The following is a 14,391-nucleotide window of genomic DNA, read 5'->3' as shown; positions in this document are numbered from 1 at the left end:
TCGACGCTGCGCTCCTCCGAGCCGCCGTCGGCTCCGCCGTCCGGCTCGGTCGGCCCCTCCGGCGGCTGGCCGCCGCCGTCCGGGCCTTCCGGCGGCTCGTCGTCGCCGCCGTCGTCGGCGTGCTCCGCCGCCTCCGTCAGGGCCTGCTGGAGCTGGTCTTCGGCCATGCCGGGTTCGTCGAAGGGGTCGCGGCGGCGGCGGTGCGGCAGCGCGAGCCTGGCCGCCGCTTCGACGTCCGCCTCGGCGACCGCCTCGGCTCCGCGCCACGCGACGGCGGTGCGCGCCAGCACCAGGTCTGCGCGCATGCCGTCGACGTCGAAGGACGCGCACAGCGCGGAGATCCGGCGCAGCTCGGTATCCGGGAGGACCACCGCGTCCACCCGGGCGCGGGCGACCACGATCCGTGCGGCGAGTTCGGCGTCGGCGTCGGCCCACCGCGCGGCGAACCCGGCCGGGTCGGCTTCGAACGCCAGGCGGCGGCGCACCACCTCGGTCCGGGTCGCCACCTCGCGCGACGCGGCGACGTGCACGGTGAGGCCGAACCGGTCCAGCAGCTGCGGGCGCAGCTCGCCTTCCTCCGGGTTCATCGTTCCCACCAGCAGGAACGATGCCGCGTGCGAGACCGAGACGCCTTCGCGCTCGACGTGCGCGCGCCCCATCGCCGCGGCATCCAGCAGCAGGTCGACGAGGTGGTCGTGCAGCAGGTTCACCTCGTCGACGTAGAGCACGCCCCGGTGCGCGGCGGCGAGCAGGCCGGGTTGGAAGGCGCGGACTCCTTCGGTCAGGGCGCGTTCCAGGTCGAGCGAGCCGATCAGCCGGTCCTCGGTGGCGCCGACCGGGAGCTCAACTAGCTGGGCGGGGCGCTGCGTAGCGGCGGAGCCGTGCGGACCGTCCGGGCACTGCGGGTCCGCGGCCTGCGGATCGCACCCGAAGCGGCAGTCTGCGATCACGTCCAGCGGCGGCAGCAACGACGCCAGCGCACGCACCACGGTCGACTTCGCGGTGCCCTTCTCGCCTCGGACGAGGACCCCGCCGATGCGCGGGTGAACGGCGTTGAGCAGCAGCGCCAGCCGGAGGTCGTCGTGGCCGACGACGGCGGAGAAGGGAAAGCGCGGGATAGCGGACATGCCGGGTGTTCCTTCCTCGGGGTGCGGACGCCCCGGTGGCGGGAACAAGGGGCCGCAGTGTCCTGACTCCCGGATCGTCGCGCCCCTCCGGCCTTCCCAGGTCGCCCCGGTGGCTCGCGGGGGAGGGCCGCTCCCCGGTCACAGTGGCGCCGACCGTGCCGGATTCCCACCGGCTTCCTGGCGCACCCCTTGCATTCGGATCACCGTGCATCGTCGCAGAACCCGGCCACCTGACCAACCGACCACCACCCCGACGAGACCAGCACCACTGGAGAGCGCCCTGCTCGCCACACCGGCGCGCCATTTCAGGGATGGGGGAATACCGATCCGCTCCAGGAGCGGCGGTGCTGGCACGATTTCTCCTCCTCGTGCACGGCGATGTGCGCAAGCAGCGCGAACGCACGTGCAAGCCGGGATCGCGCCGAATGGCTGGGCGGTCCCGGGATCGATGGAAAAGCGCGAACAGCAGGAAGTGCTCGCCGAAGGAGGCGCGCTCCAACACACCCTTGGGCCGGAGCAGACTCAGGCGGTGTCCGGGCCGATGCGGGGCCGGCAGAAACGCGTGGCGCCGCGAAGCGCCGGGGCAGGGCGGATGCCGGGCAGCACGCCGCGACGTTCACGCCGTTCGGTGCACCGTCGCCACTCCTCCACGCTCAATTTTGACGCCGGGAGCGTGGCAGCCCGAACGACCGCGGTCAAGCCCGCGAATAGCGCCGATCACGCGTGGCGGCGGGGCTCGCGGCGCATGTCGATGTGCGGGATGCCGTCCTCCAGGTATTCCTCGCCGTCCTCGACGAAACCGAAGGAACGGTAGAAGTCCGTGGCGTAGGTCTGCGCGGCCAGCACGGCCGGTGAGTGCTGCACCTCGGCGACCGCGGCGCGCATCAGCTTGCGGGCCAGGCCCAGGCCGCGCGCGCCCTTGGCGGTGCAGACCCGCCCGATGCGGAAGGTGCCGTCGGGATCTTCCAGCAGCCGGAGATAGCCGAGCACGTAGCCGTCGGCCGAGTCGATCCAGAAGTGCCGGGTGGTCTCCTCCAGGTCGCGACCGTCGAGCTCCGGGTAGGGGCATTCCTTCCTGCTCGACGACGAACACGTCGACGCGCAGGCGTAACATCCGGTAGAAGTCCTCGGCGTCCAGGTCCGCGGTGTAGGCGCGGTGGACGGCGGTCGCGAGCGGCTGCAGGGTCACTCTTACCTGGATATCACAGTCAGGTCTCAAAACCCTCATTCACCAGCGCGCGGAGTAGTCAACACCACTCCTGCCGACGCCTTTCCCATTGCTCTGTTCGGGGTGGTTTCGCGCCGAAGCGCTGACCGTCCGCCGGGTCCGCGACTAGCCTGCCCGAGATCAGTAGTCGATCCGTCACGGCAAATGGTCTTGGGGGATTCGTGGGCGAACCGGTCTTCGGCGTCGATGGCGCGCGAACCGAGGAGGAGATCAGGCGCTGGGCCGCCGGCGTCCAGGCGAAAGCCGAGCGTTATCAGCAGATGCAGCAGCAGGTGACTGCGGTCACGGCCAGCGCGGAGTCCCGCGACGGGGTGGTGCGGGTGACTGTGGACAGCGCCGGTGCGGTCACCGACCTGCAGATCACCGACGACGCGCGCCGGATGTCCGGCGCGGGGCTCGCCGAAGCGGTGCTGACGACCATGCGGCAGGCCCAGGCAGGCATCCGGGACCAGGTGGCCGAGGTCATGTCGGCCACCGTCGGCGACGACACCGAGACCGTCAACGCGGTCATGTCGGCATACCAGGAGCGCTTCCCGGATCCCGAAGCCGGGGAACGCGCCGAGCAGCCGCCCGACGACGAAGATTTCAACGACGACACGTACCTGCGGTAACCGGGCGTCACCTGGGGGTTGACGATGACGAACGCATTCGGCGTGTCCCCGGAGGAGCTCCGGTCGCACGCCAGCAAGCTCGACGCGCTTTCCGATCAGCTGAAGACCGCGTTGGACGCGGCCAACCAGGTCACGATGGGCACCGAGGCCTACGGGGTGATCTGCTCGTTCTTCGTGCCGATCGTGCAGGCGGTCTCGCAGCCCGGGGTCGACGCCCTGTCCACCGCGTCGGAATCCATGACCGACCAGGCCGGCAACGTCAAGGACACCGCGCAGACCTACGAGTCCGGTGACGAGGCGAACGCCGACAGCTTCTCCGGCTGGGAGGTGTGATGGCCGACAACCCGCTGGTCGCGCCGCGGCAGGACTCCACCACGGGGGTCAGCGGCATCGGCATCCTCGAATCCGTCGGCGACCTCCAGTCCGGCATCGAATCGGGTTCCTGGTCGGAGATCGCGCTCGGCGCGGCCGGCGCGGGACTGGAAGCGCTGTCGATGGTCATGGACCCGGTCGGCACGCTGGTCTCGTACGCGGTGTCCTGGCTGATGGAGCACGTCAAGCCGCTGTCGGACGCCCTGGACTGGCTGGCCGGCGACCCGGACCAGATCTCCGCCTACGCCCAGACCTGGGGCAACGTCGCGAAATCGGTGGAGCAGGTCGCGGCCGATTTCACCAACGAGGTCAACAACATCACCGGTACCTGGACCGGTGCGGCGGCCGACGCCTACAAGAACGCCACCACGAAGCAAGCCGAGCAGATCAAAGCGGCAGGCGGCGCGGCGGACACCATCAGCACGGTCGTCGAGATCGTCGGCGTGCTGGTCGGCATCGTCCGCGAACTGGTGCGCGACCTGGTCGCGGAGTGCGTGGCGGCGCTGATCACCAAAATCCCCCGCTGGATCGCGGAAATCGGCGGCACCCTCGGCATCGGCACCCCGGCGGTGGTGGCCGAAGCGGCCGGGATGATCGCCAAGTGGGTCAGCAAGATCTCCGACGTCATCACCAAGCTGACCCGCTCCCTGAACAAGCTGCAACCGCTGCTGAAGAAGCTCGACGAGATCTGGGAAGGCATCAAGGACGCCCTCAAGGGCCTCCGCAAGGCCGACGGCCCAGCGAGCACCAAACCGTCCAGCGTGGACGCGCCGTCCCCCAAACCAGACGCCCCGGACGCCCCCAACTCCCCCGACACGTCCCCGTCGAGCACGTCCCCGGCTGGCACGTCATCGAGCCCGGATGGCACGCCGAACGGCGGATCGCCGTCCACCAAATCACCCGACGAACCAGAAATTCGGGACAAAAGCCGCTCCGCTGAAGAGGAGCGGGTCCCGGACAAGGACAAGAACGACTGCGGCGACCCGATCGACATCGCAAGCGGTGACGTGATCTTGTCCCAGACAGACGCCGAACTCGCTGGAACGCTGCAACTGCAGCTCAAGCGGCTTCACCTTTCGTCATATCGCGTCGGCCGCCACTTCGGCGAAACCTGGTCGTCCACATTGGACCAGCGGCTGGAAGTAGATGCTGAGGGCGTCTGCTTCGCAGCGGACGACGGGACCTTGCTGTTCTATCCGCATCCGGCACCTGGAGCCTCCGTCACGGCCGTAACCGGTCCCCGCAAGCCGTTGACCCGTGCCGAAGACGGCAGCTTCACGATCGACGACGCGGAGTCCGGCCGAAGCCTGCATTTCGCGCCACGTGGCGCGGTCCTCCCGCTCACCGCGATCACCGATCGCAATGGGAACCGGGTCGATTTCGAGCGCGATTCCGCAGGAACACCGGTCGAAGTACGCCACAGTGGCGGGTACCGGATTCGCGTGGATTCCGACGACGGCCTGGTCACCGCGCTGTATCTGCGCGAGGCGGACAACGGCGACGACCTGCTGCTGCAGCGCTACGAGTACGAGGCGCGCCGCCTCACCGGCGTGGTCAACGCATCGGGCCTGCCGTTGAAATTCGCCTACGACGAAGCCGGCCGACTCACCAGTTGGACCGACCGCAACGGCTCCTGGTACCGCTACGCGTACGACCACGAGGGACGGGTCGTGCAGGCAGACGGCTCGGGCGGCTTCTTCAGCGGCACCCTCCAGTACGACCGGGAAAACCGGGTCACGTACTGGACGAACTCACTCGGGCAGCGAACGGCCTACCACCTCAACGAGAGGGGGCAAACTGTTCGCGAGGTCGATCCGCTGGGAAACGAAGTCCGCATGGAATGGGACGAGCACGACCGCCTGCTCTCCAGCACCGACCAGCTCGGCCACACCACGCGATACGACTACGACGCGGACCTCAACCTGATCTCGGTCACGCGACCGGACGGCAGCCAGGCGCGCTTCGAGTACAACGAATTGCAACTGCCGACCACGATCATCGCGCCCGACGGCTCGGTGACCCGGAACGAGTGGGACGATCGCGGAAACCTCGTCAGAACCATCGATGCTTCCGGGGCGCACGAGCGGTTCGGCTACGACGAGAACGGGCATCTCCAGGTCGCCATCGATGCCTTGGGCAACGTGCGTCGAATCGAAACCGACGCCGCGGGTCGCCCGATCTCCATCACCGATCCGATGGGCAACACCACTCGATACGAGCGTGACGGTTTCGGTCGAGTCGTCGCGATCACCGATCCGCTCGGGCGCACCACGCGGTTCGGCTGGACGGTCGACGGCAATCTGGCGTGGCAAGTTCTCCCCGACGGCGCGACCGAGCGCTGGAGGTATGACGGCGAAGGGAACCTCCGCGGCTATACCGACGCCCTCGGCCAGACGACGCACACCGAAGTAACCCATTTCGACCTGCCGTCGGCGGAAGTCCGCCCGGACGGGACGAGGTTGGAGTTCGAGTACGACACCGAACTGCGGCTCACCAGTGTCACCAACGAGCAGGGACTGGTGTGGCGCTACGACTACGACGAAGCCGGAAACCTCAGCAAGGAGGTGGACTTCAACGGCCGAGCGGTCACCTACCGGCACGACGCGGCAGGGCGGCTCGTCGAACGGACGAATGGTGCCGGGGAAACGACGGCCTTCGTGCGCGATTCCTTCGGCAACGTGATCGAACGCCGCAGCGGGGACGCGATCGCGACGTTCAGGTACGACGAAGTCGGCCTTCTGGTCGAGGCTATGGACAACAACACCCAAGTGACCTTCCAGCGTGATCTGCTGGGCCGGGTACTTGCCGAGACGATCAACGGCCGCACTGTGGCATCTGCGTACGATCCCGTCGGCCGACGAGTTCGCCGCCGCACGCCGTCGGGCGCGGAAAGCGTGTGGGACTTCGACGCCAACAGCCAACCCATCGCGCTGCACACCGCCGGACGGACCCTGGGCTTCGCCTATGACGCGGCGGGGCGTGAGATCCGCAGAACCCTGGGCCGTCATGCCGCACTGGCGCAGGAATGGGATCCGGGCCATCGTCTTCTCGCGCAGACCATCACCGGCAGCGAGAAGCGCAAGGTCCAGCACCGTTCGTTCACCTACCGCGCCGACGGGTCTTTGACCGGCATAAACGATCAACTCACCGGACCACGCACGTTCGAGCTCGACCGAGCCGGCCGGGTAACCGCTGTGCGCGGCGCCGGCTGGACCGAGAGGTACACCTACGACGCGGCCGGGAATATCACAAATGCATCATGGCCGACGGCGAACACCTCATCGGACGCGGACGCCACCGGCGATCGCGAGTATCGCGGCACTTTGATCAAACGGGCCGGAAAGGTTCGGTTCGAACACGACGCGCAGGGCAGGGTAGTACTTCGCCAGCAAAGACGGCTATCGCGAAAGCCTGAAACATGGCGCTATTTCTGGGACGCAGACGACCGGTTGATCGGGGTACTGACGCCGGATGGCTCGCGCTGGCGCTATCGCTACGATCCGCTCGGACGCCGCATCGCAAAGCAGCGCCTTGCGCCGGACGGCGTGAGCTTTCTGGAACAGGTCGAATTCGCCTGGGACGGACCGGTTCTGGTCGAACAAGCGCACACCGACGGCGTCCCCAACGGGCCCGGACTCGGCGATGCACGAGTCACCGTCTGGGATTACGAGCCGGGAACCTTCCGCCCGATCACCCAGCTCGAACGCTCACCCGTGAGCCACGCACCGCAGCAATGGATCGACGAGCAGTTCTACTCCATCGTCACCGACCTGATCGGCGCGCCGTGCGAGATGGTCAACGACCGAGGCGGCATAGCCTGGTTTCACCGCACCACGCTTTGGGGCAACACCCTCGATCAAAGCCGTGCGGGCGCGTACACGCCCCTGCGCTTTCCCGGGCAATACCACGACAGCGAAACGGGACTCAACTACAACTTCCAACGACACTACGATCCGATTTCGGGCCGCTATGGCAGCACGGACCCGCTGGGCCTGAGCGCGGGTCCGAACCCGCATCATTACGTGGCCAACCCGACGAGCTGGATCGACCCGCTGGGGCTGCAGGGGAGAGACTGCAAGAAGCGCAGGGACGAGGTGCGGAAAGGAGTTGAACGGGACGGGACCACGTACAAACCGGAAGCGGGGTTGCTGGGCGCCAAGAAGCACGGTCTCGACTGGACGGAAGGGCCCGCCAGAGCCACAAAGGAAAACAAGCCACAAGGCCAGTTCGGATCGCCCGATGATGTCGAATTCGCCGTGCAAAAGGGCGCAGAACTAGGAAAGAACAACCACGGAGTATTCCCGCTTCCGGAGGGGCACGGGAACATAGAACACCTCCCCGGCGGGGGGACGCGAACACCCAACGCCATCTTCGTAAAGGTCTACGAGAGTGGTAAAGTGCACGCCTACCCGTTTACCCAGTAGGAGCACGATGAATTTCGCCGTTCAGGCCGGAAACCCGGCAACGCTGCGACCACCGGACGTCGCGGCCGACATGAGTGACGCGATCGGCGAGATCTATCCACTTGAGACCGAGGACGCGATCCTGATCTGGAACCTGGTTCCGATCCGGCTGAGCTACCGGTACGACCTCTCCGTCCTGGTGGACGATCTGGTGCCCCTGCTGGAAAAGGTACAAGAGGACGAATTCACTTCGGGCTCGACGCATTGGGGCTCTGATACATTTTCCGCCGAGTGGAAAATCGTCCGGACAGGACAGGATCTCACCATTACTGCGAAATGGCTGAGCACCCTGGGAAACTACGAAGAACTGCTCAACGCCCGCGCCGTCGTCAGCACTTCGCTCAGCACGTTCGTGCATGAGCTGACGAAGCTCCTGATCCGGACATCATCCGATATCAATGCGGTGGGTGTCGAACTGGAGGACCAGGACATCTTCCAGCGTGCGGAGGCGATCATCGCACGGCAATGAGTGCCCCAGCTCAATGCCGAAAAGCATGTGCTGCTGGTCACCGGATCCCGGCGCACGCGAGGCCGTGGCCTAACCGGTGGCTCCGAGCACGCGGGCGATGTGCGCTGGGAGGGGATACGGCTTCTCGGCGGGCAGTGCCGTTCCTGCAGCTTCGAGGTTTCCGGCCGCCACGAGGTCAGCGGTCTTCCGCATTACCGGGGTTACGTCGGTAATTGACACGATCCAGTCTTCGACGTAGCGGTCGACCGACTCACCGCCGAGTCCTGTTTGGATGGACCTGTGGTCCATCCGGCGGTGGTTCAGGTCGCGTTCCGGGTCCCATTGGACTCGGACCGGGCTCGCGCGCTTCTGCTCGGTCCACGCTTCGCGGCGGCCGTGGACGTCGGGCTCGTAGTGGCTCAGGCAGGCGTGGCCGAGCGTCCGTAAGCACGGAGCAGGAAGTACGCCGGGAAGTCACCCGTGGATCCGAGGCTCATGCCGACCAGGGCGGCCGCGATCACGATCAGTACCACCGCTGTGCCGGCGCCCGCGAAACCGAGCACTGCCGCGCCGACCGCGCCCATTCGAAGCCCTCTCGGGTGATCTCGACCGCTAACACCCTTTCCTGGTCCGGCTTTCTCGCCCAGCCGCACCGGTAGGCCATCCACCGGAACGACGGCTTGATCCACGTCATCCGTTCGCGTTTGAACGGGGGCACGAACGTCCCGGCCGCCAGCGCTGCATCCGCGATGGCATCCGGATATGCCTGGTACACGGTGATGGCGGACTCCGTGTACAGAGCCCTGACCGCGCGGTACCCGCGCGGGCTTCCCTGATCTTCCACACCGCTCAGCCTGCGGCAGGGCCAGGTGCCGGCTCAACCGGTTTTCGCTGCGGTCACAGCTCCGCCGACAGGTCCGCGGCGTAGCTGCTCAGCCGGGTGTACACCCCGGGCGTGTTGGGGCGGCCGCAGCCGGTGCCGTAGGAGACCACTCCGATCAGGCGGTTGTCCGCCACGATCGGGCCTCCCGAGTCCCCGGCGCAGGCGTCCATGCCGCCCTCCGGGACTCCGGCGCAGAACATGCTCCGGGCGTCGTAGTTCGGGTACGCGGTCCGGCAGGTTTCATCGGTGGTGACCGGGACGTCGACCGAGCGCAGGGTGTTCGACGGCGGACCGGATTCGCGGGTGCGGCCCCAGCCGTATACCCGCGCCACCGCCCCCGGCTGGTACGGCGCGGTTTCGCCCGGGCCCACGACGTTCAGCGGGTGTTGCGGCATCGGGGCGCGCAGGGTCAGCACCGCGACGTCGTCGCCGCGGGTGTAGTCCTTGAAGCCGGGGTGGACCCAGATGCTCTCGATCTCCCCGACCACGCCGCGCTCCGTGTGCAGGTCGGTGCGTCCCGCGATCGCGCGCAGTCCCTCCGGGGGGCGCCTGGTGCCGGTGGTCGGGTCCATCGTGCAGTGCGCCGCCGTGATGACCTTGATCGGGCTCACCAGGGTGCCGCCGCAGAACTGGCGGCCGTGGTCGTCGGTCACCGCCACGGCCCAGGGGGCGTCCTCCGTGCTGGTTTCCGAGCCGCCGAGCACGCGCGCCTCGGGGTGCCCCTCCGCGCTGGCCGCCACCGGGTGCAGTCCGGCCAGTGCCGTCACCGCGCCGGTGACCACGAGCCGCAGCAGCGCTCCCTTGCGCGCCGTTCCGGTACTGCGCTCACTGCCACACCCCACGTCGTGCCTCCAGCTGTCACGGATCTCGCCGACGGCACACCGTAGTCACCCCGATACAGGAACATCACGAGGCGCAACTCACACGTGATCGGGAAAATATCTCGTTAATATTGGAGATACCGGGAAATTCTTCGGATCATGTCGATGATGACAGCAGCTCATCCTTCCCGAACCACCACGGACCCGGAGCGCGCCTCGCGCCCGGTCCGTGAACTGTGCCCGACCAGGTGATCGATTCCATCCGATCAAGTGATCAGTGCTGCGCGCTGTCGCGAAGGAGGATGCCGTGCTTGTGGACCTGACCCCGTTGCCCGCCTTCCTGCTGGCGAGCGCGGTCGTCATCCTCACCCCGGGCGTGGACGTCTTCCTGCTGCTTCGCACCTCGCTTACGGCCGGCCGCCGGGCCGGGCTGCTCGCGCTCGCCGGGATCCACAGCGCGAGCATCATCCAGGTCGCATCGGTGATCTCCGGGCTCGGCGCGCTGCTGACCAGCCACCCGGCCGTGCTGTCCGTCCTGAAGTGGATCGGCGCCGCCTACCTGGTCTACCTCGCCGCGTCGATCCTGCGCGGACTGTGGCTGACCAGGAAGGAATCCGCCGCGGGGGCGCTCACGACACCCCCGGCGGATTCGGCGAACCCCTACCTGCGCGGCCTGTTCAGCAACCTCACCAACCCGAAGATGCTGCTGTTCAGCCTGGCGTTCCTGCCGCAGTTCGTCGGCGCCGCCGCGCAGCCCGCGCTGCAACTGGTGCTGCTCGGCGTGGTCTTCCTGGTGCTCGCGGCGATCTGGGAGCTCACGATCGTGCTCGGGGCCGCCCGCATCGCCACCCGCCTACAGCACCCCCGCGTCGCGAAGTCGCTGGATGCGGTCAGCGCTGCGGCGTTCCTGACCATCTCGGTCGGCCTGGTCGCGGGCTGACACCGCCGCGCACGTCAGCAGCGCGAGCCCGGCCATCACGGCCAGCACCACCGGGGCGGTGACGAACGGCTCCAGCAGGCTGACCGCGAACGGCGTGCAGAAGCCCAGGTAGGCCATCGACCAGAACACCGCGGTCAGCCTGGCCAAAGTGGACGGTGGCGCGATGCGGCCGACCACGGTCAGGCAGAACGTCACGCAGAACCCGTAGCCGGCACCGAGCACGAGAGCGGCGAACAGCGCCAGCCCCGGCAGCACCCACCACACCGCGACCGCCGCCAACGTGAGCGCGGCGGGGCGCGGCGGTCGTCGTGAGCAAGCCGACGACCGCCGGTGCGCACTCGCCTCGCTGCGCGACCCGCCGCGCCAAGGGCTGGACCACCGCACCGAACCCCGGTGCCATCAGCGCGGCGACCCCGGCGAAGACGAGCTCGAACCCGGGCACCGCCGAGGCGACCTGCTCGGGGAGCACGCCGAAGGCCACGGTCGGCCCGACGAACACCCACGGCGCGACCGGCACCACCAACCGCAGGAAGCGCGGATCCCGCAGGCCGCTGCTCTGCGGACCGGGCTGGACCTCGCGCGACCGCGTCTCCGGGCACGCCACCGCGAGCGACAAGCCCGCGATGCACAGGACCAGGTGCGGCAGATATGCGCTGACCAGCGGGTTCGGGCCCCATTGCGCGATCAGCGCGGACACCAAACCGCTCACGCTGAACCCCAGCGACAGCAGCACCCCAGCCCGTCGCGCGCCCACCCCGTCCTCGACGGCGGTGCCGAACGGCGGGTGCGACAGGTCGCGGACCCACGCGCTGCCCGCGGCCAGGACCGCGCCCGTGCTGATCCCGGCCAGCAACCGCCCCACCAGCAGCCACGGCGTGGCCAGCACCCCAGCCATGAGCGCGGCGGTTCCGGCCGCGCTGATCGCGATCGCACCGAAGACGACGGGACGCCGGCCGTACCGGTCCCCCATCGGGCCGCCCAGCAGCAGCCCCGGCAACAGGCCGACCACGTAGAGCACGAGCAGGCCGGTCACGGCCTGCCCGGACAGCCCGAGTTCCGCCTGGTAGCCCTCGAGCAACGAGGAGAACTGGTTCGCGCCCCAGCCCGCCGTGGTAAGCAGGAACGCGGCGGGCAACCACTTGTTCCGCACAGCGTCGGTTCTATGCCGGTCGAACGCGCGACCGCACCGGCCGTTCAGGATTCGTGAACGCGGCCGTGATTTCCGCCTCGCCATCTCTTCCACGTCACGAAAACCCGGCGCGCCGTTTGGTCCGGTTTGCCAGAAATATCGTGCTCGACGCGGCCGCTCGCCCGCAAACTCGGGCAAATTTGCCCGGTGCCGCCGCTTCCCCTGCTTCGTACGCTGCAGGTATGGACCTGCGGCGGTTGGCGTCGTTTCTCGCGGTTGCCGAAGAAGGCCACTTCGGCAAGGCCGCGGCGCGCCTGTTCCGGTCGCCCGCGTCCGTCACGGCGCACGTCCAGCAACTCGAGCGCGAACTCGGGGCCCGGCTGCTCGACCGCTCCCCGGTCCGGCTCACCCCGGCAGGCGAGCGGTTCATCGGGCACGCGAGTCCGCAGGCGCGCGGTTCATCGGGCACGCGAGATCCCTGCTGGCGGCGATGAACGCCGCGGTCGCGGACCTGTCCGAGGTCGCCGCCGAGCCCACGCTGCGGATCGGCATCATGAGCAACGGCTCGGCCGAGCTCACCCCAGCCGTGGTGCAGACCTTCCACCGCGCCCGCCCCGAAATCCAGGTCGAGTTCGTGGCGCTGGACTTCACCGAGCACGTCTCCGCGCTGATGCAGCACAAGGTCGACGTGGCGTTCGTGCGGCCCGCCCCGGACGACGAGCGGGTCGCCGTTGACGTGCTGACCACCGAGCGGCGGATCGTGGTGGTCCCGGCGTCCTGGGAGCTGGCCGACGCCCCGGCCGTCCACCTGTCCGACGTGCTCGAACTGCCCTACATCAGCCTTCCCGACCACACGCCGCGGCAGTTCGCGGACTACCTCTACTTCGCCGCTGCGCGCGGCGGCCTGGCCCCGCACTGCAGCAGATCGCATGCTGTGACCCCGCACGAGGTACTGACCACGGTGGCGGCCGGGTGCGGCGCCGGATCGGCGCTGGAGTCCTTCCAGCGCTACTACCCGTGGCCGGGCACCGTGTGCGTGCCGGTGCTGGACGCGCCGCTGGAGCACAGCGTCCTGGCCACCCGGGCGGACGACCGGAACCCGGCGGTGCGCATCTTCCGCTCGCAGGCGACGACCCTGGCGCGCGAGCTGGGCCCGCAACTCCGCTTGACCGCCACCTGACGCCAACGGCTTTCGGACCGCAGACCTTCCAGCACCAGCCGGGTCTCGTGGTCGGCCAGAGCTCTCCGGTGGTCGCGGCGACGGCCATCTTTGTCGAGGACGGCGGTCTTCGACAAGAGACATGACGCGGCCGGGGCGCTCCCGCTTCGCCCCGGCCGCGTCGATCCGGGTCAGGAGCCCAGTTGTGCTTGGACGTCGTCGTGGTACGCCGACACCCGGGTGTAGATGCCCGGCGCGTTTGGCCGGGCGCAGCCGTTGCCCGTCGAGACGATCCCGACCAGCTTGTTGTCGACCACCAGCGGCCCACCTGAGTCACCCTGGCAGCTGTCCACGCCGCCCTGCGGGAAACCGGCGCAGATCATCGCGTCGGACTTGTACTGCGGGTACGCCTTCAGGCATTCCTGGTCGCTGACCAGCGGCACCTCGGCCTTCTGCAGTGTCTGCGACGCCTGGCCGCCTTCGGCGGTGGCGCCCCAGCCGAGCACTGAGGACATCTTCCCCGCTTCGTAGAGCGAGCCGTCCTCCTTGCCGGCCAGCGCGAGCGGTTGCTGCGGCAGCGCCTGATCCAGGGTCAGTACCGCGACGTCCGCGCCGCTGTTGGCGTTCTGGAAGCCCGGGTGCACCCAGATGCCGGTCACCTTGGCGACCGTGCCCTCGGTGGTCTTCTTGTCCTCCCGCCCGGCGACGACCTGGACCGACTCCGGCTTCTCCCCCGAGACGCAGTGCGCGGCGGTCACGATCTTGTTGGCCTTGGCGACCGTGCCGCCGCAGAACTGGTTGCCCTGCGGGTCGGTCAGGTACACCACCCAAGGGTGTTCGGCGATCTTGACGGGTTGCCCGCCCACGATGGGCGGTGCCTTGGCCTCCGACGTCTCCCCACCCGCCGCGTTGGCCGTCGTTGTCAGCAAGCCCGACGACAGGGTCGCCGCCGCCAGCAGCCCGGCAATCGACCACGTCCGGCGCTTCGTGTCTGCCATCACCGTTGCCTCCTCCCCCGGAGCCATCCGGCACGCCGTCGTTCGACCTGCCGCCTCCGGCTCGTCCAAGAGTGTCCATTAGAAAGAGGATCAGAACCCGCTGTTGGATACACCCGAGCTAGCCAGGGCAACCCGATCGAGTGGAAAAAGCGCACTATTACCACCCGGACGGACTAACGTGACTGTCCAAATAGGACTTTGGCCACGTGGCC

Annotated in this window: 12 protein-coding genes, 2 pseudogenes and 1 riboswitch; of the genes and pseudogenes, 7 read left to right on the top strand and 7 right to left on the bottom strand. The window is 68.3% G+C overall.

What is annotated here, in order from left to right; translation table 11 throughout:
* Together SSPN_RS42080 and SSPN_RS42075 are read right to left on the bottom strand one after the other, a co-directional pair.
* Positions 1–1,127: magnesium chelatase ATPase subunit I (locus tag SSPN_RS42080; RefSeq protein ID WP_010306172.1), on the bottom strand; the 1,127-nt coding region annotated here is incomplete at its 3' end.
* A gap of 55 nt (positions 1,128–1,182) precedes the next feature.
* Positions 1,183–1,307: riboswitch (cobalamin riboswitch) on the bottom strand.
* 537 nt (positions 1,308–1,844) lie between these two features.
* Positions 1,845–2,241, bottom strand: a pseudogene (locus SSPN_RS42075) (GNAT family N-acetyltransferase).
* Positions 2,242–2,516: 275 nt separating this feature from the next.
* Between SSPN_RS42075 and SSPN_RS42070 the strand changes: the two are divergent.
* From SSPN_RS42070 to SSPN_RS0102260, 4 genes are read left to right on the top strand one after another with little or no spacing between them, the layout of a single operon-like run.
* The gene (locus SSPN_RS42070) at positions 2,517–2,966 is read left to right on the top strand and encodes a YbaB/EbfC family nucleoid-associated protein (RefSeq protein ID WP_010306163.1); all 450 of its coding nucleotides are present in this window, start codon (positions 2,517–2,519) and stop codon (positions 2,964–2,966) included.
* Between the two features lie 24 nt (positions 2,967–2,990).
* Positions 2,991–3,299 (top strand): type VII secretion target, encoded by a 309-nt coding sequence (locus SSPN_RS0102270; protein WP_010306159.1) that lies wholly within the window; start codon positions 2,991–2,993, stop codon positions 3,297–3,299.
* Positions 3,299–7,762: an RHS repeat-associated core domain-containing protein gene (locus SSPN_RS0102265; RefSeq protein ID WP_010306157.1), complete on the top strand. Its 4,464-nt coding sequence runs from the start codon at positions 3,299–3,301 to the stop codon at positions 7,760–7,762. Before SSPN_RS0102270 ends, SSPN_RS0102265 begins: the two co-directional genes overlap by 1 nt.
* Positions 7,763–7,769: 7 nt before the next feature.
* Positions 7,770–8,270, top strand: a complete 501-nt coding sequence (locus SSPN_RS0102260; RefSeq protein ID WP_010306153.1) for a hypothetical protein — start codon at positions 7,770–7,772, stop codon at positions 8,268–8,270.
* A gap of 69 nt (positions 8,271–8,339) precedes the next feature.
* Here the strand turns inward: SSPN_RS0102260 and SSPN_RS61415 are convergent, their stop codons facing one another.
* The 3 genes and pseudogenes from SSPN_RS61415 to SSPN_RS0102245 form a co-directional block, all read right to left on the bottom strand.
* Positions 8,340–8,672 (bottom strand): DUF4291 family protein, encoded by a 333-nt coding sequence (locus tag SSPN_RS61415; RefSeq protein WP_083821573.1) that lies wholly within the window; start codon positions 8,670–8,672, stop codon positions 8,340–8,342.
* Between the two features lie 154 nt (positions 8,673–8,826).
* Positions 8,827–9,048, bottom strand: a pseudogene (locus SSPN_RS61410) (DUF4291 family protein); the annotation flags it as partial.
* Positions 9,049–9,146: 98 nt separating this feature from the next.
* Positions 9,147–9,974: a S1 family peptidase gene (locus tag SSPN_RS0102245; protein WP_010306149.1), complete on the bottom strand. Its 828-nt coding sequence runs from the start codon at positions 9,972–9,974 to the stop codon at positions 9,147–9,149.
* A 286-nt stretch (positions 9,975–10,260) separates the two neighbouring features.
* Between SSPN_RS0102245 and SSPN_RS0102240 the strand changes: the two genes are divergently transcribed.
* Positions 10,261–10,893, top strand: a complete 633-nt coding sequence (locus tag SSPN_RS0102240) for a LysE family translocator (protein ID WP_029534884.1) — start codon at positions 10,261–10,263, stop codon at positions 10,891–10,893.
* Here SSPN_RS0102240 and SSPN_RS42055 read toward each other — a convergent pair.
* A complete protein-coding gene (locus SSPN_RS42055) occupies positions 10,844–12,043 on the bottom strand; it encodes an MFS transporter (protein ID WP_010306145.1) in 1,200 nt (399 codons plus the stop codon). The genes SSPN_RS0102240 and SSPN_RS42055 overlap by 50 nt on opposite strands.
* 53 nt (positions 12,044–12,096) lie before the next feature.
* Here SSPN_RS42055 and SSPN_RS59125 point away from each other — a divergent pair, with 53 nt between their 5' ends.
* Together SSPN_RS59125 and SSPN_RS42050 are read left to right on the top strand one after the other, a co-directional pair.
* Positions 12,097–12,516, top strand: coding sequence for a LysR family transcriptional regulator (locus SSPN_RS59125; protein ID WP_237710420.1), 420 nt, complete (start codon positions 12,097–12,099; stop codon positions 12,514–12,516).
* The gene (locus tag SSPN_RS42050; protein WP_010306141.1) at positions 12,513–13,202 is read left to right on the top strand and encodes a LysR family substrate-binding domain-containing protein; all 690 of its coding nucleotides are present in this window, start codon (positions 12,513–12,515) and stop codon (positions 13,200–13,202) included. The genes SSPN_RS59125 and SSPN_RS42050 overlap by 4 nt, the downstream gene beginning before the upstream one ends.
* Before the next feature lie 170 nt (positions 13,203–13,372).
* On the opposite strand, the gene SSPN_RS0102225 is transcribed toward SSPN_RS42050, so the two are convergent.
* Positions 13,373–14,179, bottom strand: coding sequence for a S1 family peptidase (locus tag SSPN_RS0102225; protein WP_010306139.1), 807 nt, complete (start codon positions 14,177–14,179; stop codon positions 13,373–13,375).
* Positions 14,180–14,391: the final 212 nt, after the last annotated feature.

The organism is Saccharopolyspora spinosa NRRL 18395, from assembly GCF_000194155.1.
GTDB classification, from domain to species: Bacteria; Actinomycetota; Actinomycetes; order Mycobacteriales; family Pseudonocardiaceae; genus Saccharopolyspora; species Saccharopolyspora spinosa.
Note: the sequence above shows the minus strand (reverse complement) of the source record. Positions and strands in the feature narration are given on the sequence as shown.

What these genes read in the sequence shown, in the direction of transcription:
- SSPN_RS0102270 (WP_010306159.1), top strand. Translation starts at nt 2,991, where the DNA reads ATGACGAACGCATTCGGCGTGTCCCCGGAGGAGCTCCGGTCGCACGCC.
- SSPN_RS0102260 (WP_010306153.1), top strand. Translation starts at nt 7,770, where the DNA reads ATGAATTTCGCCGTTCAGGCCGGAAACCCGGCAACGCTGCGACCACCG.
- SSPN_RS0102265 (WP_010306157.1), top strand. Translation starts at nt 3,299, where the DNA reads ATGGCCGACAACCCGCTGGTCGCGCCGCGGCAGGACTCCACCACGGGG.
- SSPN_RS0102225 (WP_010306139.1), bottom strand. Translation starts at nt 14,179, where the DNA reads ATGGCAGACACGAAGCGCCGGACGTGGTCGATTGCCGGGCTGCTGGCG.
- SSPN_RS42050 (WP_010306141.1), top strand. Translation starts at nt 12,513, where the DNA reads ATGAACGCCGCGGTCGCGGACCTGTCCGAGGTCGCCGCCGAGCCCACG.